This window comes from Rubrivivax albus, from assembly GCF_004016515.1.
In the GTDB taxonomy this organism is placed as follows: Bacteria; Pseudomonadota; Gammaproteobacteria; order Burkholderiales; family Burkholderiaceae_C; genus Rubrivivax; species Rubrivivax albus.
The window spans coordinates 433884-459182 of the sequence record NZ_SACT01000001.1; the positions used below are offsets into that span (position 1 = coordinate 433884).

Consider the following 25299-nt stretch of genomic DNA (forward strand, 5'->3'; position numbering starts at 1 on the left):
GTCAGCGCAGGAAGACCTGACCGTAGCAGCCAACGCGGTTGGCACTGTAGGGCAGCGACAGGTCGCCGCTGGCGCTGCGCCGTTCGTGGCCGAGGTCGCAGCCGAAGACCAGGCTGCGTGTCGGCGCCCAGGTGGCGCCGAGGCTGAGCTCGGTGGTGTTGTCGCGGCCGCGCAGATTGCCGGGGAACAGGGCGCTGGGGGGCAGCGTCTGCACCAGGTCGCGCCGGGCCTGCAGCACGGTGGCACGCAGGCCGATCTTGGCGCTGGCGGCGTAATCGGCCGTCAGGCGTGCCGTGGTGGTGGTGCGGCCGGTGTCGACCACGCCGTTGACGAAGGGGCTGCCACTGAAGTAGGCGTCCTGGCCGATGTCGCGCGCCAGCCGGGCGTTCAGCGACAGGCGGCCACCGGACCGCCAGGTCCATGCCACGTAGCCGGTGCCGCCGGAGATGTCGCGGGCGTCGTTCTGGTCGTAGCGCGTCTGGCCCAGCGTGATCCGCGCGTCGAGCCGGGTGGCGCCGCCGGATTCCCAACTGCCCAGCAGGTCCAGACCGTTGCGGGTGTAGCGGTCGGGCTCGAAGCCGCCGTCGTCGTTGGTGCGGAATCGCGGGTAGCTGCCGGCCGTGTGGCGCAGGCCGATGCCCAGCATCGTGCCGCCGCGCGGCCGCCAGCGCAGGCTGGCAGCGCCCGTGGTCTGCCGGTTCTCCCGCCGATCGTATTCCGGCGCGGAGAAGCGCCGTTCGCGGTGCTCCAGCGAGACCTCGGCGGTGTAGGCGGTGACGACACCCACCCGCGCCTCGGCCAGCAGACGCGTCTGGTCCTCGATGTTGCGGCGGGTCTGCACGCCGAGCTCGGTGTCGGTGTTGAAGCGCGCCAGGCTGCGCTCGGCACTGGCTTCCAGCGTGCCGGAGAGCCGGTTCACCGTTTCCCAGTCCAGGCCTGCGCGCAAGGCGTAGCCCTCGTTGTCCAGGTCCTTGTTGTCGCGGAACTTGCTGCTGCGCAGCGTGGCGCTGCCGTAGACCCGTTGGCGGCCCAGCGGTTGGTCCAGCCCGGCCAGCAGCGCGGTGCTGCTGATGAGGTCGGCCTTGCTCACCCCGTCTGGCGTGGCGGCGCCGTCGGCCAGGCGGTAGAGGTTGCTCTCGTGCGTGAAGGTCTGTGAGGCGCCCACGTACCACGGGCTGGTCTGCGCCACGGCAGCGCCGGTGAGCAGCAGCAGATACAACGGGGCAAGGCGGGTCATCAGTAGGCCTTCCGGTCGAAGAACACCAGCTTCACGGTGCGCGCGATGATCTGCAGGTCCAGCCCCAGCGACCAGTTGCGCAGGTAGGCCAGATCGTATTCCACGCGTGCCTGCATCTTCTCCAGCGTGTCGGTCTCGCCGCGGTGGCCATTGACCTGGGCCCAGCCGGTGATGCCGGGCTTGACCTTGTGCCGCACCATGTAGGCCTTGATCAGGCGCCGGTACTCCTCGTTGTGCGCCACCGCGTGCGGTCGCGGGCCGACGATGCTCATGTGGCCTTGCAGCACGTTGAAGAACTGCGGCAGCTCGTCCAGCGAGGTGCGGCGGATGAAGGCGCCGAAGGGCGTGATCCGCGGGTCGTCGCGCGTGGCCTGCCGGACCACGGCGCCGTTGTCCTGCGTGGTCATCGAGCGGAACTTCCAGACGATGATCTCCTCGCCGTCCAGGCCGTTGCGCCGCTGCCTGAAGATCACCGGGCCGGGCGAACTGAGCTTCACGCCCAGCGCGATCAGCAGCAGCAGCGGCGAGATCAGCACCAGGATGACGCTGGCCAGCACGACGTCGCTGATGCGCTTGACCAGCATGTTGGTGCCGGTGAAGGGCGTCTCGCAGATGCCGACCACGGGCACGCCGTTCATGTCCTGCAGGCGGCCCTGGATGATGCTGATGCCGAACACGTCGGGCACGAAGAAGACCGAGGCCGTCGTGCCCTGCACCTGTTCCATCAGTTCGACGATGCGGGGCTGCGAGCCCAGGGGCAGCGTGATGTAGACCTCGTGCACGCCCTGCTCGCGGATGTACGGTGCCGCTTCGGCCAGGGTGCCCAGGCGCTTGGGGGTCGCGTCGGCGTGCACCCGTTCGCCGCAGCGGTCATCGAAGTAGCCCAGCATCTCCAGCCACGTGGTGCCGCGTGCCACCAGCGCCTGCGAGACACGCACGCCCAGCGGGCCGGCGCCGATGATCACCACGCGGCGCCGGTTCTCCGGCCGCGCCGCGTCCCAGCGCAGCAGCGTGCGCCCGGCGAACACGGCGCACCACAGCAGGGCCGGCGTCAGCACCGCCCACCACAGCAGCACGTTCGGGTCGAAGAAGTGCAGGCTGCGGGTGGCGTAGCCGCAGAGCAGCAGGATCAGCAGCAGGCTGAACCAGGAGGTGCTGATGTCCACCGCCGCGTTCAGCGGCCGCTCGAAGAACCGGTTCCGGCCCGGGAAGGTGAGCGCGAAGATCAGCAGGCACAGCGTGAGGTCGGGCCGCAGGATGGGTTCTTCGAACCACTCCGAGACGCCCAGGAACACCGCGACGATCAGCCCCGGCTCCAGGAAGGCGGCCACCAGCGAGGTGACCGACTGCGGCGCGCTGAAGAACTGACGGCGGGTGGAGCGCTCTTCGAACATCGGGACGGCCAGGGCGCCGTGACGCGGAAACAGGTGATTGTGGCCGTTGCAAGTGACATCCCTGCGGCCTGGCCCCGCGAGCCTAGGGGGGGCACCCTGCCTACAATTCACGCATGCTGCAAGCCCTGCACGACCTGCTCGCCCCCGCGGCCATGGCCCGCACGACGCTGGTGCTCAACCACGTCCTTGCGGCCGAACCCGCGGCCACCGAGCGCCTGCGCGCCCATGCCGGGCGCCGGGTGCTGCTGCAGCCGCAGGGCTGGCCCACGCTGTTGCCGCCGCTGCCGCGCCTGGCTTTTGCCATCACCCCGGCCGGCCTGCTGGACTGGGACGCCATGGGCGACGGCCTTCCGGCCGATCTGGCCGTGCGATTCGATGCCTCGAACCCGGCCCTGCTGGCGGCCCGCGCGCTCACGGGCGAGACGCCGGCGGTGGACATCGACGGCGACGCGCAGTTGGCTGCCGACGTGAACTGGCTGCTGCAGAACCTGCGCTGGGACATCGAGGCCGACCTGGCCCGCGTGATGCCGCCCGCGGCGGCGCACCAGCTGTTCCGCCTGGGCAGCGGCCTGGCGCGGGGCATGCAGGCGGCCGCCCAGGCCGCGGTGCAGGCGGCCAGCCGCTTCGGCACGCCCCGGGCCTGAACGGTCCGACCGCACCATGCGCCACCTCGCGCGGCTGATCGTCATCGCCTTCACGGCGCTGCGCTTCGGGCTCGACGAACTGGCGCTGTCGGGATTCCGCCAGCGCTGGGTGCGCGTGCTGGTGCGGCTGATGACGCTGGGCCGCCGGCTCGACGCCCCCCGTGGCGAGCGCCTGCGCATGGCACTGGAGCGGCTGGGCCCCATCTTCGTCAAGTTCGGCCAGGTGCTCTCGACCCGGCGCGACCTGTTGCCGCCGGACCTGTCCGACGAGCTCGCCCGTTTGCAGGACCGCGTGCCCCCGTTCCCGGCGGCGCAGTCGCGTGCCCTGGTCGAGAAGGCCTTCGGGCGCCCGATCGAGCAGATCTTCGAGCAGTTCGACGCCGAGCCGGTGGCCAGCGCGTCCATCGCCCAGGTGCACTTCGCGCGCCTGAAGGGCGGCCGCGAGGTGGCGGTGAAGGTGCTGCGCCCGGGCATGCTGCGCGTCATCGACGACGACCTGCGCCTGCTGCGCACGCTGGCGGTGTGGATCGAGCGCCTGTTCGCCGACGGCCGCCGCCTGAAGCCGCGCGAGGTGGTGGCCGAGTTCGACATCTACCTGCACGACGAGCTCGACCTCGTGCGCGAGGCGGCCAACGCCGCCCAGCTGCGGCGCAACATGACCGGGCTGGACCTGGTGCTGATCCCGGAGATGGTGTGGGACCTTTGCACCTCCACCGTGATCGTGATGGAGCGCATGCACGGCGTGCCCATCAACCAGATGGCACGCCTGCGCGAGGCCGGGGTGGACATCAAGAAGCTGGCGCGCGACGGCGTCACGATCTTCTTCACCCAGGTCTTCCGCGACGGCTTCTTCCATGCCGACATGCACCCGGGCAACATCCAGGTCAGCCTGGACCCGCGCAGTTTCGGCCGCTACATCGCGCTGGACTTCGGCATCATCGGCACGCTGACCGAGGTCGACAAGAACTACCTGGCGCACAACTTCATCGCCTTCTTCCGCCGCGACTACAAGCGCGTGGCGGAGCTGCACGTGGAAAGCGGCTGGGTGCCGGCCGACACGCGGGTGGACGCGCTGGAGGGTGCCATCCGTGCCGTCTGCGAGCCGCACTTCGACCGCCCGCTGAAGGATATCTCGCTCGGCCAGGTGCTGATGCGGCTGTTCCAGGCCTCGCGCCGTTTCAACGTGGAGATCCAGCCGCAACTGGTGCTGCTGCAGAAGACGCTGCTCAACATCGAGGGTCTGGGCCGCCAGCTCGACCCCGACCTCGACCTCTGGACCACCGCCAAGCCCTTCCTGGAGCGCTGGATGAACGAGCAGGTGGGTTGGCGCGGCCTGCTCGCGCGGCTGGAGAAGGAAGCGCCGCGCTACGCGCAGCTGCTGCCGGAACTGCCGCGCCTGGTGCACGACGCGCTCAAGGCGCACGGGGCACCGCGCGGGCCGGACCCGGTGCAGTTGGCGCTGCTGGCCGAACAGCGGGCCACGCGGCGGCTGCTGCAGGGGCTGATGTGGGCGATGGCCGGTTTCGTGCTGGGTGCGGTGATCACGCGCTTCCTGGTCTTCCACACCGCCGGCGCCTGAGGCCGCCGTTGCGGCCTTGCCGAACGACGGCGCACCGTCGCCTGCCCGGCTAGAATGGAGGGTTTTTGAACTCCAGGGCCTCCGATGCCGATCTACGCCTACAGCTGCAGCGCCTGTGGCCACGCGAAGGACGTGCTGCAGAAGCTCTCCGACCCCGTGCTCACCGTCTGCCCGGCCTGCGGGCAGTCCTCCTTCGCCAAGCAGGTCACTGCCGCGGGCTTTCAGCTCAAGGGCTCGGGCTGGTACGTGACCGACTTCCGCGACGGCAACAAGGGCGGCAAGACCGCCGACAAGCCTGCCGACAAGCCCGCCGGTGGTGATGCTCCCGCGGCCAAGCCGGCAGACGCGGCGTCCGCCCCCGCCAGCAGCCCCGCGCCCGCCCCGGCGCCTGCGGCGGCCTCATCGCCGTCGCCGTCGACGAGTTGAACCGCAGGTGAAGAAATACCTCGTCGCCGGGCTGCTCGTGTGGCTGCCGCTGGCCATCACGGTGGCGGTGCTGTCGTGGCTGCTCGGCGCGATGGACGGGCTGTTCGCCTGGGTGCTGAACCTGGCGCTCAACGTGCTGCCGGATTCGGCCAAGTCGGTGGTGGCGGCACTGATCAAGGTGCCCGGCCTGGGCGTGCTCGTGGTGCTGCTGGCGCTGTTCCTGACCGGCGTGTTCGCGGCCAACGTGCTGGGGGCGTGGGCCGTGCACCGCTGGCACGCGGTGATGCACCGCGTTCCCATCGTCAAGTCCATCTACAGCTCGGTCAAGCAGGTCTCCGACACGCTGTTCTCCAGCAGCGGCCAGGCCTTCCGCGAGGCCGTGCTGGTGCAGTACCCACGCCCGGGCGCCTGGACCATCGCCTTCGTCACCGGCAAGCCCGGTGGCGAGGTGGTGCAGCACCTGCCGGGCGACTACGTCAGCGTCTACGTGCCGACCACGCCGAACCCCACGTCGGGCTTCTTCCTGATGATGCCGCGCGCTGACGTGGTGGCGCTGAAGATGAGCGTCGACGAGGCGTTGAAGTACGTGATCTCGATGGGCGTCGTGGCGCCCGGGGCCCCGGCACCGGCCCGAAACTGACCGGGTCGGGCGCGCACGCCGCGGGCGTGCGCGTGCCGGCCCGCCCCGCGACGACACCGATCCCCCTGACACCGGATTCCACGGAGCCACTCCATGCGTACCACCTACTGCGGCCTGGTCAGCGAAGCGCTGATGGGCCAGACCGTGACCCTGATGGGCTGGGCCCACCGCCGCCGCGACCATGGCGGCGTGATCTTCATCGACTTGCGCGACCGCGAAGGCCTGGTGCAGGTCGTCTGCGACCCCGACCGCCCCGAGATGTTCGCCGCCGCCGAGGACGTGCGCAACGAGTTCTGCCTGAAGATCGTCGGCAAGGTGCGCGCGCGCCCGGCCGGCACCGAGAACACCAACCTGACCAGCGGCAAGGTCGAGGTGCTGTGCCATGAGCTCGAGGTGCTGAACCCCAGCGTCACGCCACCGTTCATGCTCGACGACGAGCACCTGTCGGAGACCACGCGCCTGACGCACCGTGTGCTGGACCTGCGCCGCCCGGCGATGCAGAAGAACCTGATGCTGCGCTACAAGGTGGCGATGGAGGTGCGCAAGTACCTCGACGAGCAGGGCTTCATCGACGTCGAGACGCCGATGCTCACCAAGAGCACGCCCGAGGGCGCGCGCGACTACCTGGTGCCCAGCCGCGTGCACGACGGCCAGTTCTTCGCGCTGCCGCAGAGCCCGCAGCTGTTCAAGCAGCTGCTGATGGTGGCCGGCTTCGACCGCTACTACCAGATCACCAAGTGCTTCCGCGACGAGGACCTGCGCGCCGACCGCCAGCCCGAGTTCACGCAGATCGACATCGAGACCTCCTTCCTTGGCGAGGAGGAGATCCGTGCCATCACCGAGGGCATGGTGCGCCAGGTCTTCCGCCGCGCGCTGGGCGTGGAACTGCCGGTCTACCAGCAGCTCACCTACGCCGAGGCCATGCACAGGTACGGCTCCGACAAGCCGGACCTGCGCGTGAAGCTGCAGTTCACCGAGCTGACCGACGTGATGAAGACGGTCGACTTCAAGGTGTTCAGCGGCCCGGCCACCACCCCGGGTGGCCGCGTGGCCGCGCTGCGCGTGCCCGGCGGCGCCGAGATGAGTCGGGGCGAGATCGACGCCTACACCGAGTTCGTGAAGATCTATGGCGCCAAGGGCCTGGCCTGGATCAAGGTCAACGACATGGGCAAGGGCCGGGATGGCCTGCAGAGCCCGGTGGTCAAGAACCTGCACGACGCGGCGCTGGAACAGACGCTGGCGCGCACCGGCGCGCGCAACGGCGACCTGATCTTCTTCGGTGCCGACAAGGCCAAGGTGGTCAACGACGCGCTGGGCGCGCTGCGCGTGAAGATCGGCCACAGCGAGTTCGGCCGCACTCACGGCCTGTTCGACGACGTCTGGGCGCCGCTGTGGGTGGTCGACTTCCCGATGTTCGAGCACGACGAGGAGGCCGACCGCTGGGTCGCCGTGCATCACCCGTTCACCGCGCCCAAGGACGGCCACGAGGATCTGATGGACGCCGACCCCGGTGCCTGCGTGGCCAAGGCCTACGACATGGTGCTCAACGGCTGGGAGCTCGGCGGCGGCTCGGTGCGTATCCACCGCGCCGAGGTGCAGAAGAAGGTCTTCGATGCACTGAAGATCACGCCCGAGGACGCGCAGGTCAAGTTCGGCTTCCTGCTCGACGCGCTGCAGTACGGCGCGCCGCCGCACGGCGGCCTGGCCTTCGGTCTGGACCGCCTGGTCACGCTGATGACCAAGGCCGAAAGCATCCGCGACGTGATCGCCTTCCCGAAGACGCAGCGCGCGCAGTGCCTGCTCACCGGCGCCCCGGGCCTGGTGGACGAGAAGCAGCTGCGCGAGCTGCACATCCGGCTGCGCAACCCGGCAGCGGCCTGACCCCGAAGGTCGGCCAAGGCAGCTGAAATGGCTAGAATGGCCATTTCAGCTGCCGCCGGAGGCGCTCGATGAACATCACGTCGACCGACGCGAAGAACCGCTTCGGCCAGGTGCTCGACGAGGCGCAGAAGCGCCCGGTCGTGATCGAGAAGTCCGGCCGCCGGCACAGCGTGCTGATGTCGGCCGAGCACTATGACCGGCTCGTGGCGCGCGCCGCACAGGTGGCCGAGCCGGCGGCCGAGGCGCCGCTGAATCCGCAAGCGCAGGCCTTCGCGGCCAAGTACAAGGCCTGGGTGGACGAGCAGCACCGGCACTTCGAGCAGCACGGCATCTGGAACGAAGAGTTCCGGACCTGGTGAACACCGCCATGCCGCAGTGGGACGTCTACCCGAACCCGGTCGCGGCATCGCGCGAGCGCATCCCGTACCTCGTCGTCGTGCAGAGCGACCTGCTCGAAGGCCTGCCGACGCGCCTGGTGGCGCCCCTGTCGCGCAGCACGGTCGAACAGGGCTGGCCCCCCCGGATGGCGCCCACCTTCGACGTGGCCGGCGAGACGCTGCGCCTGAAGGCCCATGAAACCGGCGTCGTCACCGCGCGTGCACTGCGCCAGCCGGTGGCCAGCCTGCGCCAGGAATCCCACCGCATCGTCGATGCCCTCGACGCCGTGATCAGCGGCCTGTAGACCCATGTCCCACCCTTCCATTGAAGAATCCGGCACCCACGACACCACGCGCGTGGACGACGTGCGCATCGCCTCCGTGCGCCCGCTGCTCACGCCGGCCGTGCTGCTGGAGGACCTGCCGGCACCGCCCGACGTCGAAGCCCTGGTGCAGGTCACGCGGGCCGCCATCGGCCGCGTGCTGCACGGCAGCGACGACCGGCTGGTGGCCGTGGTCGGCCCCTGCTCCATCCACGACCACGACGCCGCGGTGGCCTACGCCCGCCGGCTCAAGCCGCTGGCCGACGAACTGGCCGGCGACCTGCTGGTGGTGATGCGCGTGTACTTCGAGAAACCGCGCACCACCGTGGGCTGGAAGGGCTACATCAACGACCCGCGGCTCGATGGCAGCTTCCGCATGAACGAGGGCCTGCGCCGGGCCCGCGAACTGCTGCTGGAGATCAGCGCGCTGGGCCTGCCCGCGGGCACCGAGTTCCTGGACCTGCTGAGCCCGCAGTACATCTCCGACCTCATCGCCTGGGGCGCCATCGGCGCGCGCACCACCGAGAGCCAGAGCCACCGCCAGTTGGCCAGCGGCCTGAGCTGCCCGGTGGGCTTCAAGAACGGCACCGACGGCGGCGTGCAGGTGGCGGTGGACGCGGTGCGCGCCGCCGCCGCGCCGCACGCCTTCATGGGCATGACCAAGATGGGCGTGGCCGCCATCTTCGAGACCCGCGGCAACCCCGACGGCCATGTGATCCTGCGCGGCGGCAAGGCGCCGAACTTCGACGCCGCCAGCATCGAGGCCGCCTGCGCCGTGCTGCGCGCCGCTGGCCTGCGCGAGCAGGTGCTGGTGGATTGCTCGCACGCCAACAGCCGCAAGGACCACCGGCGGCAGATCGAGGTGGCCACCGACCTCGGCGCGCAGATCGCCGGCGGCGAACGCCGCATCGTCGGCGTGATGGTGGAAAGCCACCTGCACGAAGGCCGACAGGACCAGCAGCCGGGTCATCCGCTGCGCGCCGGCGTGTCCATCACCGATGCCTGCCTGGGCTGGCACGATACCGAACCGCTGCTGCGCGGCCTGGCCGATGCGGTGCGCCGGCGCCGCGCGCGTGCCTGACCGACCGGCGATACCGCGGTGAACCGCCCGTTCAAGATCCCGCGTTCGGTGCTGGTGGTGGTGCACACCCCGGCCCTGGAGGTGCTGCTGATCGAGCGCGCCGACAAGCCAGGCTTCTGGCAAAGCGTGACCGGCTCGCTGGATGCCGAGGACGAACCACTGGACCTCACCGCGCGCCGCGAGGTGGCCGAGGAAACCGGCATCACCGGCGGCACGCTGCAGGACTGGCGGCTGGAGAACGTCTACGAGATCTACCCAGTCTGGCGCCACCGCTACGCGCCGGGCGTCACCCACAACACCGAACACGTCTTCGGCCTCACCGTGCCGGCCGGCACGCCGGTGCGCCTGAACCCGCGCGAGCACACGGCGCAGGTCTGGCTGCCCTGGCGCGCCGCGGCCGACCGTTGCTTCTCGCCCAGCAACGCCGAGGCCATCCTGCAACTGCCCCGTTTTGCCGCCGAGTGCGACTGATCCCCGCGTGAACCAGCTCAACCCCTACAACAGCACCCTGCTGCCGCCGGCATCGAGCCTGATGTCGATCGACACGCTGCGCGTGGCCACTTACAACATCCACAAGGGCGTGCGCGGGATCGGGCCGCGCCGGCGGCTGGAGATCCACAACCTCGGCCTCGCGGTGGAGGCGCTGGACGCCGACCTCGTCTTCCTGCAGGAGGTGCGCCTGTTTCACGAGCGCCATGCGCGCCAGTTCGACCGCACGCACCTGGGCTGGCCCAACCAGGGCCAGGCCGAGTTTCTGGCGCCGGAGGGCTACGACGTGGCCTACCGCACCAACGCCGTCACGCGCCATGGCGAGCATGGCAACGCGCTGCTGTCGCGCTGGCCCATCGGCGACATCGGCCACCACGACGTCAGCGACCACCGCTTCGAGCAGCGCGGCCTGCTGCACGTGCCGGTGGCCTGGAACGGCGTGGCGGTGCACGCGGTGGTGGCGCACTTCGGCCTCATCCACGCCAGCCGCGTGCGCCAGGTGCAACGGCTGGCCGCCTTCATCGAGCGGCACGTGCCGGCCAACGACCTGCTCATCGTCGCCGGCGACTTCAACGACTGGGGCGAGAAGCTCGACGGCCCGATGCGCGACATCGGCCTGCAGCGCGCACGGCCGGCCGACGAGCGCGCGTCGCAGCGGCTGACCTTCCCGTCGCGCGTGCCGGTGTTCGCGCTCGACCGCTTCTACGTGCGCGGCCTGGCCTGCCGGCTGACCATGGTGCCGCGCGGCAGCGGCTGGGCGCGCATGTCGGACCACCTGCCGCTGGTGGCGGAGCTGGAGCCGGTGTAGTGGCCCCGGCGCCGGAGCGCGGCGACGAACCCTGGTGGGCGCGCGCGCCTCGCGTGCGCTGGGAGGGCGGCAACCGCGTGCGCCTGCTCGAGGGCGGGGACCAGCTCTTCCCCGCAATGGCCGAGGCCCTGGCGCAGGCGCAGCACGAGGTCTGGTTCGCCACCTACATCTTCCACGACGACGGCGCCGGCCGCGCGGTGGCCGACGCGCTGATCGCTGCCGCCCGTCGCGGCGTGGCCGTGCACCTGGTGATCGACGGTTTCGGCAGCAAGGCCACGCTGCCCACCGTGCGCGCCTGGCTGGCCGACAGCGAGGTGCGGCTGGAGGTCTTCCGCCCCATCGACCGCTGGTGGCAGTGGTTGCAGCCGCAGCAGCTGCGCCGCCTGCACCAGAAGCTCTGCGTCGTGGACGATGCGGTGGCCTTCGTCGGCGGCATCAACGTCATCGACGACCGGAACGACCTGAACCACGGCTGGGGCGACACGCCGCGGCTGGACTTCGCGGTGGAGGTGACGGGCCCGCTCGCCATGGCGGTGCGCCATGCCGCGCGTGCGATGTGGGCGCGGGCCCACCTGGGCCACGGCTGGCGGCGCGAGGCCGAACGGCTGCTCGTCAGCCCGACACCGCTGGACCGCACCCGCCGGCTGCTGCGCACACTCGGCGCCGCCCCGCGCGAGCCCCACCAGCCGCGCGACACGCGGCCGACGCGCGCCGCCTTCGTGGTGCGCGACAACGTCGGCCAGCGCCGCGCCATCGAACGGCGCTACATCGAGGCCATGCGCCAGGCCAAGACGCGCATCGACATCGCCGTCCCGTACTTTTACCCGGGCCGGCGCTTCCGCCGCACGCTGCGCGACGCCGCCCGCCGCGGCGTGCAGGTGCGGCTGCTGCTGCAGGGCAAGGTCGACTACCCCATCGCCGCGCTGGCCGCGCGCGTGCTCTATGACGAGCTGCGCAGCCGCGGCGTGCGCATCTTCGAGTACATGCCCGCCTTCCTGCACGCCAAGGTCGCGGTGGTGGACGACAGCTGGGCCACGGTGGGCAGCAGCAACATCGACCCGCTGTCGCTGCTGCTGAACCTGGAGGCCAACGTGCTGGTGCGCGATGCCAGCTTCGCCGCCGAGCTGGCGGCGCGGCTGGACCAGGCGTTTGCGGTGTCGGAGGAGATCACGCGGCCGCAGCCCCTGGCGCCGTGGCGGCTGTGGCTGCGCCGCGGCCTGGTGGCCTGGCTGGCCCACGCCTACCTGCGCGTGGCGGGGGTGACCGGGCGATATTGAGCGGCTCGATACCGAGCGGGCGATACTGAGGCATGAGTTCCCGTGCCAAGTCCGTGCCCGTCGACCTCGCCCTGCAGGGCGGCGGGTCGCATGGCGCCTTCACCTGGGGCGTGCTCGACCGCCTGCTCGAGGATGCGTCCCTGGCCATCGACGGCGTCAGCGGCACCAGCGCAGGTGCGCTGAACGCCGGCGTGCTGGCCACCGGCTGGGCGAATGGTGGGCGCGCGGGTGCGCGTGCGGCCCTGCGCGCCTTCTGGCGCGACGTGGCGGGTGCGCCCGGCTGCTTCGGCCAGGCCGGTTCGGCGCCCGCGTGGCCCGTGTCGTTGCCGCTGCCGCTGACAGCCTTCAACCTCGACGCCAACCCGTTCTACGCTTGGTGGCAGTTCATGGCGCGTGGCATCAGCCCCTACCAGTTCAACCCGTTCGGCCCCAATGCGCTGGGCGAGGTGGCGCGCCGGCACGTCGACGAGGCCGCACTGCACCGGGGGCCGCTGAAGCTCTTCATCACGGCCACTGCCGTGCACAGTGGCCAGCCGCGCGTGTTCAGCGGCGAGGCGCTGTCGATCGACGCGCTGCTGGCCTCGGCCTGTCTGCCGCAGCTGTTCAAGGCCGTTGTGATCGACGGCGAGCCCTACTGGGACGGCGGCTACACCGGCAACCCCGCGCTGTGGCCGTTGGTCTACGGGACCCGCACCGCCGACCTGCTGCTGGTGAAGATCAACCCGCTGTGGCGCCCCGGCACGCCCGATACCGCGCCCGAGATCGCCGACCGCGTCAACGAGATCACCTTCAACGCCGGGCTGGTGGCGGAGATGCGCGCCATCCACTTCGTGCAGCGCCTGCTGGCCGAGCAGCGTGTGGACACCGGCCACTACAAGGCGCTGCGTCTGCACATGGTGGCCGACGACGAGGGCCTGGCGCCGCTGCAGGCGTCGAGCAAGCTCAACACCAGCCTCGTGTTCCTGGAGCAGCTGCACGCGCTTGGGCGTGCCGCAGCAGAACGCTGGCTGCATGCACACCGGCGGGACCTGGGGCGGCGGCAGACGCTGGATGTCGAGGCCACCTTCCTGCTGCCGCGCGCCGATCCCGGGCGTGATTGATCTGGTCATCGAACGCCCCGAGGGCCTGTACTGCCCCGCCGGCGACTTCCACATCGACCCCTGGCGCCCGGTGCCGCGCGCCGTCATCACCCACGCGCACGCCGACCACGCGCGGCGCGGCCACGGCGCCTACCTGGCGCAGGCCGATTGCGTGGGCGTGCTGCGCGCCCGCCTGGGCGACATCACCGTGCAGCCGCTGGCCTACGGCGAGGCGGTGGACGTGGGCGGCGTGCGGGTCAGCCTGCACCCCGCGGGCCATGTGCTGGGCTCGGCGCAGGTGCGGCTGGAGCACCGCGGCGAGGTCTGGGTGCTCAGCGGCGACTACTTCGTCAGCGGCGCCGGTGACGCCAACCCCACCTGCGCGCCTTTCGAGCCGGTGCGCTGCGACGTCTTCGTCACCGAAAGCACCTTCGGCCTGCCCATCTACCGCTGGCGGCCGCAGGCCGAGGTGCTGGCCGAGGTGAACGCCTGGTGGGCGGCCAACGCCGCTGCCGGCCGGCCCAGCCTGCTTATGGCCTACAGCTTCGGCAAGGCGCAGCGCCTGCTGGCGGGCGTGGACGCGGCCATCGGGCCCATCGTCGTGCACGGGGCGGTGGACAGCGTCAATGCCGCGTACCGTGCCGCCGGCGTGGCGCTGCCGGCCACCACGCCTATCGACGCAGCGGACCTGAAGCGGGCCCTCGTCGTCGCGCCGCCGGCGGTGCACGGCAGCGCCTGGGCGCGCCGCCTGGGCGCGTTCAGCGACGCCTTCGCCAGCGGCTGGATGCAGCTGCGCGGCGCACGCCGCCGCCAGGGCGTGGACCGGGGTTTCGTGCTCAGCGACCACGCCGACTGGCCGGGGCTGCAGCGCGCCATCGGCGCCACCGGCGCGTCGCGCGTGATCGTGACCCATGGCTACGAGGCCGTGATGGTGCGCTGGCTGCAGCAGCAGGGTCTGGAAGCGGGCAGCTTCCGCACCGAGTTCGGCGACGAGGAGCCCGCGGCGTCGGATCCGGCGCCTGCGCCCGTGGCCGGCGCCTGAGCGTCAGTCGTTCGCCGGCTTGCCCAGCAGCTGCAGGTCCAGCCGCGGTTCGGTCAGCGACTGGTCGATGCGGCTCTCGACGTAGATCTTCGCCGGGTCCACGCCGCGCTCGCGCAGGAAGCTCTTCACCGCATTCAGCCGCGCGGGTGTCAGGTCGCGCTCGTCTTTGCCGCTGCCGTCGATCTGCCACGGCCCGGTCGGCACCACCAGGGCCACCTGCACATGCAGGCCCAGGGCGTTGAGGATCAGTTCCGTGAGCTTGTCCTTGGCCGCGGCGCTGAGCTGGTCGCCCACGAACAGGCCCTTGGCCGGCAGCGAGGTCTTGCGTTCCTGGATCTCGGTCTTCGCCGGCGTGGACGCCTGGGGCAGCGGCCTGACCGGCTGGTCGCCCGACGCCGCCTGCACGGCGCCGAGGCTGCAGGTGTACAGCGCAGCCACGGTCAGCAGGGCATGGGCAGGGATCAAGCGGTGTCGGCGCATGTGTGGCTCCTTCCAGCGACCATTGTGGACCAGCCCTGCGGCAGGGCATGTGACGAGTTTGACCGATCTCAAGACCACCACGCACCGCACCCCCAGAATCCCTCCGGTGAAACCCGAACTCGGCAGCCCCGTGCTGCAGGCCCACCAGCTGCGCAAGGTCTACCGCACCGGCGAGGTGGATGTGGTGGCGCTGGCCGATGTCTCGCTGGACGTGGCGGCCGGTGAGTTCATCGTGCTGCTCGGCGCCTCGGGCAGCGGCAAGAGCACGCTGCTGAACATCCTCGGCGGCCTGGACGTGCCCACCAGCGGCACGCTGCAGTTCCGCGACCACCGGCTCGACGGCGCCGGCGAAGCCGCGCTGACCGCCTACCGTCGGGAACACGTGGGCTTCGTGTTCCAGTTCTACAACCTGATCCCGAGCCTGACGGTGCGCGAGAACGTGGCCCTGGTCACCGACATCGCGCACGACCCGATGGACGTCGACGAGGCCGTGGCCATGGTGGGCCTGGCGCCGCGGGCCGACCACTTCCCGGCGCAGCTCAGCGGCGGCGAGCAGCAGCGCGTGGCCATCGCGCGCGCCGTCGTCAAGCGGCCCGACCTGCTGCTGTGCGACGAGCCCACCGGTGCGCTGGACGTGCACACCGGCCGCCTGGTGCTCGAAGTCATCGAGCGCGTCAACCGCGAGATCGGCACCACCACCATCGTCATCACGCACAACGCCGCCATCGCCGGCATGGCCGACCGCGTGCTGCAGCTGGGTGACGGCCGCCTGGTGCGCGAGCAGCGCAACACGGCCAAGGTCTCGCCGGCCGAGCTGGCCTGGTAGGGCGGGGGCCGGCCATGCGCGCGCTGGACCGCAAGCTGCTGCGCGACCTGCGCGCGCTGTGGAGCCAGGCGCTGACCATCGCGCTGGTGGTGGCCAGCGGCATCGCCGGCTTCGTGACCACGCTGTCGGCCATCGACTCGCTGGAACTGGCGCGCGACCGCTTCTACGCCAGCGGCCGCTTTGCCGACGTCTTCGGCGCCGTCAAGCGCGCGCCCGACGCGCTGGCCGCGCGCCTGCGCGCGGTGCCCGGCGTGGCCGACGTGCAGACCACCACCGAGTTCGCCGTGCGCGTCACGCGCGACGGCGTGGACGATCCCATCATCGGCCAGCTCATCGGCGTGCCCCGGGACGAGCCGCTGCGCATGAACCGCGTGGTGCTGCGCGAGGCCGGTGGCGGCATTGCGCCGGTACCGGCCGGCGGGCCTGGTGCGGCGCAGCCCGACGGCGCGCTGCCGGCCTGGGTGTCGGAGAGCTTCGTGCGTGCCCACGGCCTGCAGCGTGGCAGCCGCCTGCAGGCGCTGATCAACGGCAAGCAGCGCGACCTCGTGGTGGCCGGCGTCGCGCTGTCGCCGGAGTACGTGTTCGCCGGGCTCTGGGGCATGCCGGACCTGCGCGGCTTCGGCGTCTTCTGGGTCGACGGCGAGGCGCTGGATGCCGCCTGGGACATGACCGGTGCCTTCAACCGCATCGCGGTGAAACTGGCGCCGGGGGCCAGCGAGGCGGCCGTCATCGACGGCCTCACCCGCGAGCTGGCGCGCTTCGGGGGTCGCCTGGCCCATGGCCGCGACGCCCAGGTCTCGCACGCGATGCTGGACAACGAGATCGCTGAGCAGCGCGTGCTGGGCAGCATCCTGCCGGCCATCTTCCTGGCGGTGGCGGCCTTCCTGCTCAACGTCGTGGTCTCGCGCCTGGTGAGCACGCAGCGCGAGCAGATCGCGGCATTGAAGGCCCTGGGCTACGCCAACCGCGCCATCGCGTCCCACTACCTGAAGCTGGTGGCCGCCGTGGTGGCCATCGGCCTGGTGCTGGGCCTGGCGCTGGGCAAGTGGCTGGGCCTGATGCTGCTGGGCCTGTACGGCGACTTCTTCCGCTTCCCGGCCTTCGAACACGTGCTCTCGCCGGCACTGGTGAGCGTGGCCGCCGGCCTGACGGCCGCCACCGCACTGGTGGGCACCTGGAGCGCCATCGCCGCCACCGTGCGCCTGGCGCCGGCCGAGGCCATGCGCCCGCCGGCGCCCGGGCGCTATCGGCGCACGCTGCTGGAACGACTGGGCATCCGACGCATCGGCACCGTGGCGCGCATGATCCTGCGCCAGCTCGAGCGCCGGCCCTGGCGCAGCACGCTGGCGGTGGCCGGCATCGCGGCGTCGGTGGCCATCGTCGTGATGGGCAACTTCTTCCGCGACGCCATCGAGGTCATCGTCGACACGCAGTTCACGCTGGCCATGCGCAACGACGTGGCGGTGTGGACCTTCGAGCCGCTGCACGAGCGTGCCGCGCTGGAACTCGCGCGCCTGCCCGGCGTCACGCAGACCGAGGCCTCGCGCTTCGTCGACGTGGTGCTGGTCCACGGCCACCGGCGCGAACGTTCGCAGCTGCGCGGCTACGCCACGCACCCGCAGCTCTACCGCATCGTCGACGTCGACGGCCGCCTCACCGACCCTGCCGGCGACGGCCTGGTGCTCACCGACCGCCTGGCCGACAAGCTGGGCCTGCGCGTGGGCGACCGCGTGCGGGTGGAGGTGCTCGAGGGCCGGCCCCGCGTGCTGGACCTGTCGGTGGACGCCACCGTGCGCGAGATGATGGGCCTGAACGCCTACATGAACCGCGACGCGCTCAACCGCGCGCTGGGCGACGGTGACCTGTCCACCGGCTGGGTGCTGGCGCTGGAGCGTGGCCGCGAACCAGCGCTGCTGGCCGCCTCGCGCGACCTGCCGCGCGTCGCCGGCGCCTTCAGCAAGTCCACGATGCTGCGCAACATGCAGGAACTGAGCGCGCGCAACATCCGCATCATGAGCACGGTGCTGACGCTGTTTGCGGTGGTCATCGCCGTGGGCGTGGTCTACAACAACGCGCGCATCGCACTGGCCGAGCGCGCCTGGGAACTGGCCAGCCTGCGCGTGCTGGGGTTCACGCGGGCGGAAGTGTCCGGCCTGCTGCTGGGCGAGCTGGCGCTGCTGATCGCGGTGGCGCTGCCGCTGGGCATGCTGGCGGGCTGGGCCATGGTGCATGGCTTGGTTGGAGCGCTCAAGAGCGACCAGTTCTTCTTCCCGGTGGTGATCCGCCCGCGCACCTTCGCCATCGCCGCGCTGGCCGTGGTGGCCGCGGGCGTGGCCAGTGCCCTGATCGTGCGCCGCCGCATCGACCACCTGGACATGGTGGGCGCCCTGAAGACGAGAGAATGAGATGAAGACCATGACCTGGATCCTGGGCGGCATGGCCGTTGTCGCCGGTGTGGCGCTGCTGGCTTGGGCCTTTGCGCCAAGGCCGCTGGAGGTGGAGACCGCCGTGGCCGACCGCGGGCCCTTCGAGACCGTGATCACCGAGGAGGGGCGCACCACGCTTCGCCAGCGCTACACCGTCTCCGCGCCGCTGTCCGGCCGCCTGGCGCGCATCACGCTGGAGGCGGGTGACGCCGTGGCCGCCGGCAGCGTGCTGGCCACGCTGAGCCCCACGCTGGCGCCGATGCTCGATGCCCGCACGCAGCGCGAGCTCACCGCACGCGTGGCCGCCGCGCAGGCCAACGTGCAGCGCGCCGGCAGCCAGGCCGAGGCCGCCCGCGTGGCCCTGGTGCAGACGCGCAGCGCGCAGCAGCGCAGCGCTGAACTGGCGCGCCAGGGCTTCGTCTCGCCCATCCAGGCCGAGAACGATGCACTGGCGGTGGACGCCGCGCAGAAGGCGCTGGACGCGGCGCAGCAGGGCCGCGTGGTGGCCGGGCACGAGCTGGAAGTGGCGCGCGCCGCACTGGCCGCCGTGGCCACCACCACCGACGCCTCCACGGCAAGGGGGTTCGACGTGCGCGCGCCGGTGGCCGGCCGCGTGCTGCGGGTGCTGCAGGCCAGCGAAGGCACGGTAGCCCTGGGCACGCCGCTGCTCGAACTCGGCGATCTGAACCAACTGGAAGTGGTGGCCGAACTGCTGACCACCGACGCCCTGCAGGCCGGTGCCGGCCGCCCGGTGCGCATCGAGGACTGGGGCGGGCCGGGCACGCTGCAGGGCCGTGTGCGCCTCGTGGAGCCGGCCGGCTTCACCAAGGTCTCGGCACTCGGCGTGGAGGAGCAGCGCGTGCGCGTGCACATCGACCTCACCAGCCCGCCGGCCGCGTGGCAGACGCTCGGCGACGGTTTCCGGGTGACCGTGCGCATCGTCACCCAGCAGGTGGACGACGCGTTGCGCGTGCCGGTGAGCGCCGTCTTCCCGCGCCCCGAAGGCGGCCACGCCGTGTTCGTGGTGGACGCCGGGCGTGCCCGGCTGCAGCCGGTGGACCTGGCCGCGCGTAACGAGACGCACGCCTGGCTGCGCGGCGGCGTGGACGCGGGCGGCACCGTGGTCGTTTATCCGCCAGCCGCCTTGACCGAAGGCGCGCGCTTGCGCGTGCGGGGTTCCTGAGGCACGCGTCCCGGCCTACACTGCCGCGCATGCACCGCTGGATCGCCTCCACCGCATTGGCGCTGACGGCTCTGCTGTCGGCCTGCGGCGGCGGTGGCGGTGGCAGCGACGGCAGCGCCGACACCCCGCTGCCGATGGGCGGCCTGGTCGACGCCACCGTCTATTCGTCGCTGCCGAACGCGCAGCTGGCCGGCGCCGAGGAAGCCGTCGCGGTCACGTCGCATCAGCTGGCCCTGGGCGGCCGCACGCTGGCCTACACCGCCACTGCCGGCCACCTGATCGCGCGCGACCCGGTGGCCGACTCAGCCCAGGCCAAGGTCTTCTACGTCGCGTACGAACTGGACGGCATCGGCCCGGCCGAACGCGCCACGCGCCCCGTCACCTTCTTCTACAACGGCGGCCCCGGCTCGGCCAGCGTCTGGCTGCACCTGGGCAGCTTCGGCCCCCAGCGCCTGGCCACCGGCGTGCCGGCCACCACCGCCAGCCGCCCGTTCCCGCTGGTGGACAACGCCGAGACCCTGCTCGACGTGACCGACCTCGTCTACGTGGACGCGGTGGGCACCAGCCGCTCGCAGGCCATCGCGCCCTACGTGAACCGCGACTTCTGGGGCGTGGACGCCGACGCGGCGCTGTTCCGCGACATCGTGCGCCGCTGGCTGGCGCGGCATGGCCGCACCACCTCGCCGTTCTTCCTTTACGGCGAAAGCTACGGCGGCCCGCGCACGGCGGTGCTGGCGCGCCGTCTGCAGGAAGCCGGCCTGTGGCCCGCCGGGCTGGTGCTGCAGTCGCCGGCACTGGACTACAACAGCAACTGCGGCGTCGTCAGCACGCCGCCGATCTCCTGCGCCGGCTACCTGCCCAGCTACGCGGCCACCGGCGCCTGGCACGGGTTGACGCAGCCGGTGCCGGCCGACAGCGAGCTCGACGCGTGGCTGGCCGATGCACGGCAGTTCGCCGCCACGTCGTGGGGGCCGGCGCTGGACGTCCACCTGGCCGGCGGGTCGGCCGATCTGAGCCTGACCGACCCGCTGGCCCAACTGACCGGCCTGCCCGCGATCCAGTGGCAGGGCCAATACAACCTGGGCCCCACACGGTTCCGCGAAAGGCTGGTCAGCGGCCAACTGCTCGGCCGCTACGACGCCCGCATGCTGGCGCCCAACGGCAGCGCGCTGGCGGCCGAGGGCGACCCGTCCAGCACCTGGCTCACGTCGTCGTTCCAGGCCGCCATCCAGAGCCACCTGCATGACACGCTGGGCTACCGCAACACCTCCACCTACGTGCTGCTGGGCCAGGCCATCCAGTACTGGGACTTCTCGCACGACGGCCGGGATCTACCCGACACCGTGCCCGATCTCGCCGCCGCGCTGCAGGCCGACCCGGCACTGCGCGTGCTGGCCGTCAACGGCCTGCACGACCTGGCCACGCCCTTCCACGTCACCGAGACCGACCTCGCGCGACTGGGCTCGCCGCGGGTCACGGTGCGCAACTACATCGGCGGGCACATGAGCTTCCTGGACGACGGCACGCGGCCGCTGCAGCGCGCCGACGTGGTGGCCTTCATCACCGAAGCGCTGGCGGCGCAGCCCGTTCGCCGCGCGCCGCTGCGGGCCAGTGGGCCCGTGGCGCCGGCGCCGCCGGATCGCGCTGGCGTGCCGGGCGTCGGCAGCGGACCGGTGGTGCCCGAGCCCGCAGTGCAGGCCCCGATGCGCGACCCGTGGGTGCCGCCGAGGCAGGCGCCGCGTTGAACGCGGTGGGGGCCGCCGGTGCGCTGCCGCCGGTCGTGCACGTCGGCCGCGAGACACCGGCGGCACTGCGCGCCATGCTGGCGCAGGCCGGCGTGCGGCTGAACCCGCTGGCCGAGCAGTTGTTCAGCGACACGCGCTTCGAGGTGCCCGCCCGGCCCCGGCCGTTCGCCGTTGCGGCCGTGCAGGTCGCCGCGCTGGGGCACGCCGAGGGCGGCACGTTCGAGGCCATCGCCCGCAGCGCGGCACGGCAGGGCCTGCAGCCCTGCCCGCTGGCGCTCGCGCCCTGGCTGCGCCTGCAGTGGCTGGCCCAGCCCGAAGCGCCCACGGGCGCACCGTCCGCCCGCCACCGTGCGCCGCCCGGCGCGTTCACCGTCGCCGGCGAACCCCCGCCGGACGCCCCGGACCTGCCCTGGGGCTTTTACCTGCGCCGCGTCGACGGCGTGCCCTGGCTGCGCGGTTACCGCTGCTGGTCGGGGCACGTGTGGGCGGCGGAGGACGTGCTGGTCTTCCGGCAGGCACCCACCGCCGCAGGCCCAGGCGCGTCACCGATTCCATCCCCGCCCTCCTGAGGACGAACCCACCATGTCCACCTTGCCCCTGCCCGCCGACCCCGAAGCCGACTCGCGCGTGCGCGCCGTGTTCGACGACATCCGCGCCACGCGCAAGACCGACTTCATCAACCACCTCTGGCGCGCGCTGGCCTTCGACCCGCCGCTGCTGGAGCGCACCTGGGCCGAGGTCAAGGCGCTGATGGCGCAGCCCACGCTGCTGGACCCGCTGACCAAAGAGATGGTCTACATCGCGGTCTCCATCGCCAACAGCTGCAGCTACTGCGTGCACTCGCACACGGCGGCGGCGCGGGCCAAGGGCATGACCGACGCGATGCACGCCGAGCTGCTGGCCATCGTGGCCCTGGCGGCCAAGACCAACCACCTGGCCAACGGGCTGCAGCTGCCCATCGACGCCGCCTTCGATTGCAGCCAGCCCAGCTGACCCGCCCATGCCTACCATCACCCCACACCGCCTGACGCCGCATGTCGTCGCCACCGAGGCCGAGCTGCGTGCGCTGATCGGCGAACCTGCGCCGCTGACCTGCGCCAAGATCAGCGATCGCCTGAACCCGATGACGCGCCTGTTCGTCGAGCGTTCGCCCTTCGTGGGCCTGGCCACCAGCGACGCCGACGGCCGCTGCGACCTGAGCCCGCGCGGCGACCCGCCCGGCTTCGTGCGCATCCTCGACGACCGCACGCTGCTGCTGCCCGAGCGCCCCGGCAACCGGCTGGCCGATTCGCTGCGCAACCTGCTGGCCAACCCGCGCATCGGCCTGCTGTTCGTGGTGCCCGGCGTGAGCGACACCTTCCGCGTCAACGGCCGCGCGACGATCACCACCGACCCCGCGCTGCTCGCCCCTTGCAGCGTGGAGGGCAAGGCACCGCGGCTGGGCATCCTGGTCGACGTGGAGGAGGCCTACACGCAGTGCTCCAAGGCCTTCATCCGCTCGCAGCTGTGGGACCCGGCGCGCCATGTCGACCCACGGACCATGCCCACCGGCGGCCAAGTGCACCGCGCGATCCAGGGCGAGGCCTTCGACGCGGACGGCTACGACGCCGAACGCGCCGAGCGCTACGCGCAGCGCGTCGGCTTCTACTGACGGGCGCTCCGACGCCCGGGCGTCACAGCGCCAGCCGCACCCGCTTCACGCCGGCTTCGGCGCCGGGCTCCACCGTGAAGCCGAGATCGCGCGCCAGCGCCAGCATGCGCGCGTTCTCGGCCAGCACCTCGGCGGTGAGCACCTGCGTGCCGCGGCTGCGGTGGTAGTCGATGAGTTTGCGCAGCAAACGCTCGCCCAGGCCGCCGCCCTTGAGGTCGCTGCGCACCACGATGCCGAATTCGGCACCGACGTTGTCCGGGTCGGTCACGCCGCGCACCACGGCCAGCGTGTCGCCGTTTGCGTCCAGCGCGATGAAGGCCATCTCGCGTTCGTAGTCGATCTGCGTCAGCCGCGCCAGTTCGCTGTGCTCGATGCTGCGGCGGCTGTAGAAGATGCGCAGGCGGATGTCCTCCGGGTCCAGCCGTTCCAGGAAGGCGCGGTGGCGGGCCTCGTCCTCGGGCCGGATCGGGCGCACGGTGATCGGCCGGCCCTGCCAGTCCCAGTGCTCCATCAGTGCCGCCGGGTAGGGCCGGATCGCGAAGCGGGCCTCGCCGGCCGGCGCACCCGGCAGCACGCGCACGCGGGCGTCCAGGGCCACCACGCCGCGCGCGTCGGCCAGCAGCGGGTTGATGTCCAATTCCACCACCGCCGGCAGCGCCGCCAGCAGGCGCGACACGTGCACCAGCGTATCCAGCACCGCGTCCATGGCCACCGGCGGCACGTCGCGCCAGCCGTGCATCAGTTTCGCGATGCGCGTGCGCTCCACCAGGGCGCGCGCCAGGGGGCGGTTCAGCGGTGGCAGGGCCAGTGCGCGGTCGGCCACCACCTCCACCGCGGTGCCGCCCTGGCCGAACAGGATCACCGGGCCGAACAGCGGGTCCAGGCTGGCGCCGACGATGAGCTCCAGCGCCTGCGAACGTTTCACCATCGCCTGCACGCTGAAGCCCTGCAGCGCGGCGTCGGGCCGGCGCGCACGCACACGCGCCAGCATCGCGTCGATGGCGCCGCGCAGCGCGGCTTCGTCGGCGAGGTCCAGCACCACGCCGCCGACGTCGCTCTTGTGCGAGATGTCGGTCGAGAGGATCTTCAGCGCCACCGGCCAGCCGATGGCCCGGGCCGCGGCCACGGCCTCGTCGGCGTCCAGCCCCACGCGCCGCGTGGCCGCCACCGGGATGCCGGCCGCGGCCAGCACGGCCTTGGCCTCGGGCTCGGTCAGCATCTCGCGGCCTTCGGCCAGCGCGCTGTCGATCACCGCCTGCGCGGTGGCGATGTCGAAGGGCGCCTCGGCGGCATCGGCCGTCGGCGTCTCCAGCAGCGCGGCCTGGTGGCGCTTCCAGGTGGCCAGCGTGGCCACCGCCTGCACCGCCTGCTCCGGCGTGTCGTAGCAGGCCAGGCCCGCGGCCTGGAACCGCGCGCGCGCCTGCGCCACCGCGTCACCGCCCAGCCAGGCGCTGACCAAGCGCGTGGCCTGCGGTTGCAGTTTCGGCACCAGGGCCTCGGCGATGCGCGCGCTGGGCACGATGGCGGTGGGCGCGTGCGTGAACAGCAGCATGCCGGCCGCCGGGTCGGCCAGCAGGGCGTCGAAGGCGGCGAGGTATCGCGCCTCGGGCGCATCGCCGATCAGGTCCACCGGGTTGGCGTGCGACCAGTTGGCCGGCAGCGCGGCGTCGAGCTGCGCGCGCACCGTGTCGCCCAGCGGCGCCAGCGTCAGCCCGGCCTGCGCCGCCGCGTCGGCCGCCATCACACCGGCGCCGCCGCCGTTGGTGACGACGGTCAGGCGGTCGGGGTCGATGCCCGGGGAGCCGCCGGCCAGGCGGTCCAGCGTCAGCGCGGCGTCGAACAGGTCCTGCAGCGTGTCCACCCGCAGCAGGCCGGCGCGCTGCACGGCGGCGTCGAAGACCGCGTCGGAACCCGCCAGCGCGCCGGTGTGCGACGAGGCCGCCGCCTGCCCCTGCGCCGAGCGCCCGGCCTTGACCAGGATCACCGGCTTGTTGCGTGCCGCCGCGCGCGCGGCCGACATGAACTTGCGCGCCTCGCGGATGCTCTCCACGTAGAGCAGGATGGCGCGCGTCTTCGCATCGCCGGCCAGCCAGTCGAGCATGTCGCCGAAGTCCACGTCGGCACTCTCGCCCAGCGACACGAAGTGCGAGAAGCCCACGCCGCGCGCCCGTGCCCAGTCCAGCAGCGCCGTGACCAGCGCGCCCGACTGAGACACGAAGGCCAGTTGCCCCGGTTCGGCGTTCACGTGCGCGAAGCTGGCATTCAGCCCGATGTGCGGCGCCAGCAGGCCCAGGCAGTTCGGCCCCAGGATGCGCAGCAGGTGCGCGCGTGCGGCGTCCAGCATCGCCTGCTTCTGCGCAGCGTCGAAGCCGGCGGTGAGCACCACGGCCGCCTTCGTGCCGCGCGCGCCGAGCGCGGCGATCAGCCCCGGCACGGTGGCCGGCGGGGTGCAGATCACCGCCAGTTCCGGTGCCTGCGGCAGGTTGTCCACGCTGGCGAAGCAGGGCACCTCGCCCAGCGTCGCGTGCTTCGGGTTGACCGGCCACACCGGGCCGGCGAAGCCGCCGGCACGCAGGTTGCGCCAGACGGTGCCGCCGACGCTGGCCTCGCGCAGGCTGGCGCCGATGACGGCCACCGAGGCCGGGTCGAACAGGGAGTCGAGGTGGCGGATGCTCATGCCCGCATGATGCCGGTGGCGCATGTCGCCACGG

General features: G+C 72.0%; 24 protein-coding genes. 20 read left to right on the plus strand and 4 right to left on the minus strand.

Annotated features, from left to right (window positions below; translation table 11 throughout):
• Window position 1: 1 nt before the first annotated feature.
• Both ENE75_RS02015 and ENE75_RS02020 read right to left on the minus strand, forming a co-directional pair.
• Window positions 2-1237, minus strand: coding sequence for a porin family protein (locus ENE75_RS02015; RefSeq protein WP_128195103.1), 1236 nt, complete (start codon window positions 1235-1237; stop codon window positions 2-4).
• Window positions 1237-2631, minus strand: coding sequence for an undecaprenyl-phosphate glucose phosphotransferase (locus ENE75_RS02020; protein WP_128195105.1), 1395 nt, complete (start codon window positions 2629-2631; stop codon window positions 1237-1239). Before ENE75_RS02020 ends, ENE75_RS02015 begins: the two co-directional genes overlap by 1 nt.
• 113 nt (window positions 2632-2744) lie before the next feature.
• Here ENE75_RS02020 and ENE75_RS02025 point away from each other — a divergent pair, with 113 nt between their 5' ends.
• From ENE75_RS02025 to ENE75_RS02085, 13 genes are all read left to right on the plus strand, one after another.
• Entirely contained in the window at window positions 2745-3275 is a 531-nt protein-coding gene (locus ENE75_RS02025) for a hypothetical protein (protein ID WP_128195107.1), read from the plus strand.
• A 16-nt stretch (window positions 3276-3291) separates the two neighbouring features.
• A complete protein-coding gene (gene ubiB, locus ENE75_RS02030; RefSeq protein WP_128195109.1) occupies window positions 3292-4854 on the plus strand; it encodes a ubiquinone biosynthesis regulatory protein kinase UbiB in 1563 nt (520 codons plus the stop codon).
• An 84-nt stretch (window positions 4855-4938) separates the two neighbouring features.
• Window positions 4939-5280 (plus strand): FmdB family zinc ribbon protein, encoded by a 342-nt coding sequence (locus ENE75_RS02035; protein ID WP_128195111.1) that lies wholly within the window; start codon window positions 4939-4941, stop codon window positions 5278-5280.
• Between the two features lie 7 nt (window positions 5281-5287).
• Entirely contained in the window at window positions 5288-5920 is a 633-nt protein-coding gene (locus ENE75_RS02040; RefSeq protein ID WP_128195114.1) for a DUF502 domain-containing protein, read from the plus strand.
• Between the two features lie 93 nt (window positions 5921-6013).
• Window positions 6014-7801, plus strand: coding sequence for an aspartate--tRNA ligase (gene aspS, locus ENE75_RS02045; protein ID WP_128195116.1), 1788 nt, complete (start codon window positions 6014-6016; stop codon window positions 7799-7801).
• Window positions 7802-7869: 68 nt separating this feature from the next.
• Window positions 7870-8160: a type II toxin-antitoxin system Phd/YefM family antitoxin gene (locus ENE75_RS02050; RefSeq protein WP_128195118.1), complete on the plus strand. Its 291-nt coding sequence runs from the start codon at window positions 7870-7872 to the stop codon at window positions 8158-8160.
• Window positions 8157-8483, plus strand: coding sequence for a CcdB family protein (locus tag ENE75_RS02055; RefSeq protein WP_199232192.1), 327 nt, complete (start codon window positions 8157-8159; stop codon window positions 8481-8483). The genes ENE75_RS02050 and ENE75_RS02055 overlap by 4 nt, the downstream gene beginning before the upstream one ends.
• Before the next feature lie 4 nt (window positions 8484-8487).
• A complete protein-coding gene (locus ENE75_RS02060) occupies window positions 8488-9582 on the plus strand; it encodes a 3-deoxy-7-phosphoheptulonate synthase (protein WP_128195120.1) in 1095 nt (364 codons plus the stop codon).
• Between the two features lie 18 nt (window positions 9583-9600).
• On the plus strand, window positions 9601-10053 hold the full coding sequence (gene nudB, locus ENE75_RS02065) for a dihydroneopterin triphosphate diphosphatase (RefSeq protein WP_128195122.1): 453 nt from the start codon (window positions 9601-9603) through the stop codon (window positions 10051-10053).
• A gap of 7 nt (window positions 10054-10060) precedes the next feature.
• Entirely contained in the window at window positions 10061-10879 is an 819-nt protein-coding gene (locus ENE75_RS02070; protein ID WP_128195124.1) for an endonuclease/exonuclease/phosphatase family protein, read from the plus strand.
• The gene (clsB, locus tag ENE75_RS02075; protein ID WP_128195126.1) at window positions 10879-12156 is read left to right on the plus strand and encodes a cardiolipin synthase ClsB; all 1278 of its coding nucleotides are present in this window, start codon (window positions 10879-10881) and stop codon (window positions 12154-12156) included. The genes ENE75_RS02070 and clsB overlap by 1 nt, the downstream gene beginning before the upstream one ends.
• Before the next feature lie 32 nt (window positions 12157-12188).
• Complete coding sequence (locus ENE75_RS02080) at window positions 12189-13256, plus strand: patatin-like phospholipase family protein (protein ID WP_128195128.1); 1068 nt, start codon at window positions 12189-12191, stop codon at window positions 13254-13256.
• Window positions 13207-14277, plus strand: a complete 1071-nt coding sequence (locus ENE75_RS02085) for a ligase-associated DNA damage response exonuclease (protein ID WP_128195131.1) — start codon at window positions 13207-13209, stop codon at window positions 14275-14277. The genes ENE75_RS02080 and ENE75_RS02085 overlap by 50 nt, the downstream gene beginning before the upstream one ends.
• 3 nt (window positions 14278-14280) lie before the next feature.
• Here ENE75_RS02085 and ENE75_RS02090 read toward each other — a convergent pair whose 3' ends face one another.
• On the minus strand, window positions 14281-14757 hold the full coding sequence (locus ENE75_RS02090; RefSeq protein WP_128195133.1) for an OmpA family protein: 477 nt from the start codon (window positions 14755-14757) through the stop codon (window positions 14281-14283).
• A gap of 106 nt (window positions 14758-14863) precedes the next feature.
• On the opposite strand from ENE75_RS02090, the gene ENE75_RS02095 reads away from it, so the two are divergent.
• Genes ENE75_RS02095 through ENE75_RS02125 form a run of 7 tightly spaced genes read left to right on the plus strand, consistent with a single transcriptional unit; the run spans window position 14864 to window position 22588 of the window.
• Window positions 14864-15583: an ABC transporter ATP-binding protein gene (locus ENE75_RS02095; RefSeq protein ID WP_233258880.1), complete on the plus strand. Its 720-nt coding sequence runs from the start codon at window positions 14864-14866 to the stop codon at window positions 15581-15583.
• Between the two features lie 14 nt (window positions 15584-15597).
• Entirely contained in the window at window positions 15598-17988 is a 2391-nt protein-coding gene (locus ENE75_RS02100) for an ABC transporter permease (protein WP_128195137.1), read from the plus strand.
• Between the two features lies 1 nt (window position 17989).
• Window positions 17990-19192 (plus strand): efflux RND transporter periplasmic adaptor subunit, encoded by a 1203-nt coding sequence (locus ENE75_RS02105; RefSeq protein ID WP_128195139.1) that lies wholly within the window; start codon window positions 17990-17992, stop codon window positions 19190-19192.
• A gap of 29 nt (window positions 19193-19221) precedes the next feature.
• A complete protein-coding gene (locus ENE75_RS02110; RefSeq protein ID WP_128195141.1) occupies window positions 19222-20937 on the plus strand; it encodes a S10 family peptidase in 1716 nt (571 codons plus the stop codon).
• A complete protein-coding gene (locus tag ENE75_RS02115; protein ID WP_128195143.1) occupies window positions 20907-21506 on the plus strand; it encodes a hypothetical protein in 600 nt (199 codons plus the stop codon). Before ENE75_RS02110 ends, ENE75_RS02115 begins: the two co-directional genes overlap by 31 nt.
• Window positions 21507-21519: 13 nt before the next feature.
• Window positions 21520-21930, plus strand: a complete 411-nt coding sequence (locus ENE75_RS02120; protein ID WP_128195145.1) for a carboxymuconolactone decarboxylase family protein — start codon at window positions 21520-21522, stop codon at window positions 21928-21930.
• Window positions 21931-21937: 7 nt separating this feature from the next.
• The gene (locus ENE75_RS02125; RefSeq protein ID WP_128195147.1) at window positions 21938-22588 is read left to right on the plus strand and encodes a pyridoxamine 5'-phosphate oxidase family protein; all 651 of its coding nucleotides are present in this window, start codon (window positions 21938-21940) and stop codon (window positions 22586-22588) included.
• Between the two features lie 22 nt (window positions 22589-22610).
• Here ENE75_RS02125 and ENE75_RS02130 read toward each other — a convergent pair whose 3' ends face one another.
• Entirely contained in the window at window positions 22611-25265 is a 2655-nt protein-coding gene (locus ENE75_RS02130; protein ID WP_128195149.1) for a bifunctional acetate--CoA ligase family protein/GNAT family N-acetyltransferase, read from the minus strand.
• Window positions 25266-25299 lie beyond the last annotated feature (34 nt).

Coding starts and splice junctions, on each gene's coding strand:
- ENE75_RS02015 (WP_128195103.1), bottom strand. CDS start 1,237: ATGACCCGCCTTGCCCCGTTGTATCTGCTGCTGCTCACCGGCGCTGCC.
- ENE75_RS02020 (WP_128195105.1), bottom strand. CDS start 2,631: ATGTTCGAAGAGCGCTCCACCCGCCGTCAGTTCTTCAGCGCGCCGCAG.
- ENE75_RS02025 (WP_128195107.1), top strand. CDS start 2,745: ATGCTGCAAGCCCTGCACGACCTGCTCGCCCCCGCGGCCATGGCCCGC.
- ubiB (WP_128195109.1), top strand. CDS start 3,292: ATGCGCCACCTCGCGCGGCTGATCGTCATCGCCTTCACGGCGCTGCGC.
- ENE75_RS02035 (WP_128195111.1), top strand. CDS start 4,939: ATGCCGATCTACGCCTACAGCTGCAGCGCCTGTGGCCACGCGAAGGAC.
- aspS (WP_128195116.1), top strand. CDS start 6,014: ATGCGTACCACCTACTGCGGCCTGGTCAGCGAAGCGCTGATGGGCCAG.
- ENE75_RS02050 (WP_128195118.1), top strand. CDS start 7,870: ATGAACATCACGTCGACCGACGCGAAGAACCGCTTCGGCCAGGTGCTC.
- ENE75_RS02060 (WP_128195120.1), top strand. CDS start 8,488: ATGTCCCACCCTTCCATTGAAGAATCCGGCACCCACGACACCACGCGC.
- ENE75_RS02080 (WP_128195128.1), top strand. CDS start 12,189: ATGAGTTCCCGTGCCAAGTCCGTGCCCGTCGACCTCGCCCTGCAGGGC.
- ENE75_RS02085 (WP_128195131.1), top strand. CDS start 13,207: ATGTCGAGGCCACCTTCCTGCTGCCGCGCGCCGATCCCGGGCGTGATT.
- ENE75_RS02090 (WP_128195133.1), bottom strand. CDS start 14,757: ATGCGCCGACACCGCTTGATCCCTGCCCATGCCCTGCTGACCGTGGCT.
- ENE75_RS02100 (WP_128195137.1), top strand. CDS start 15,598: ATGCGCGCGCTGGACCGCAAGCTGCTGCGCGACCTGCGCGCGCTGTGG.
- ENE75_RS02105 (WP_128195139.1), top strand. CDS start 17,990: ATGAAGACCATGACCTGGATCCTGGGCGGCATGGCCGTTGTCGCCGGT.
- ENE75_RS02110 (WP_128195141.1), top strand. CDS start 19,222: ATGCACCGCTGGATCGCCTCCACCGCATTGGCGCTGACGGCTCTGCTG.
- ENE75_RS02120 (WP_128195145.1), top strand. CDS start 21,520: ATGTCCACCTTGCCCCTGCCCGCCGACCCCGAAGCCGACTCGCGCGTG.
- ENE75_RS02125 (WP_128195147.1), top strand. CDS start 21,938: ATGCCTACCATCACCCCACACCGCCTGACGCCGCATGTCGTCGCCACC.
- ENE75_RS02130 (WP_128195149.1), bottom strand. CDS start 25,265: ATGAGCATCCGCCACCTCGACTCCCTGTTCGACCCGGCCTCGGTGGCC.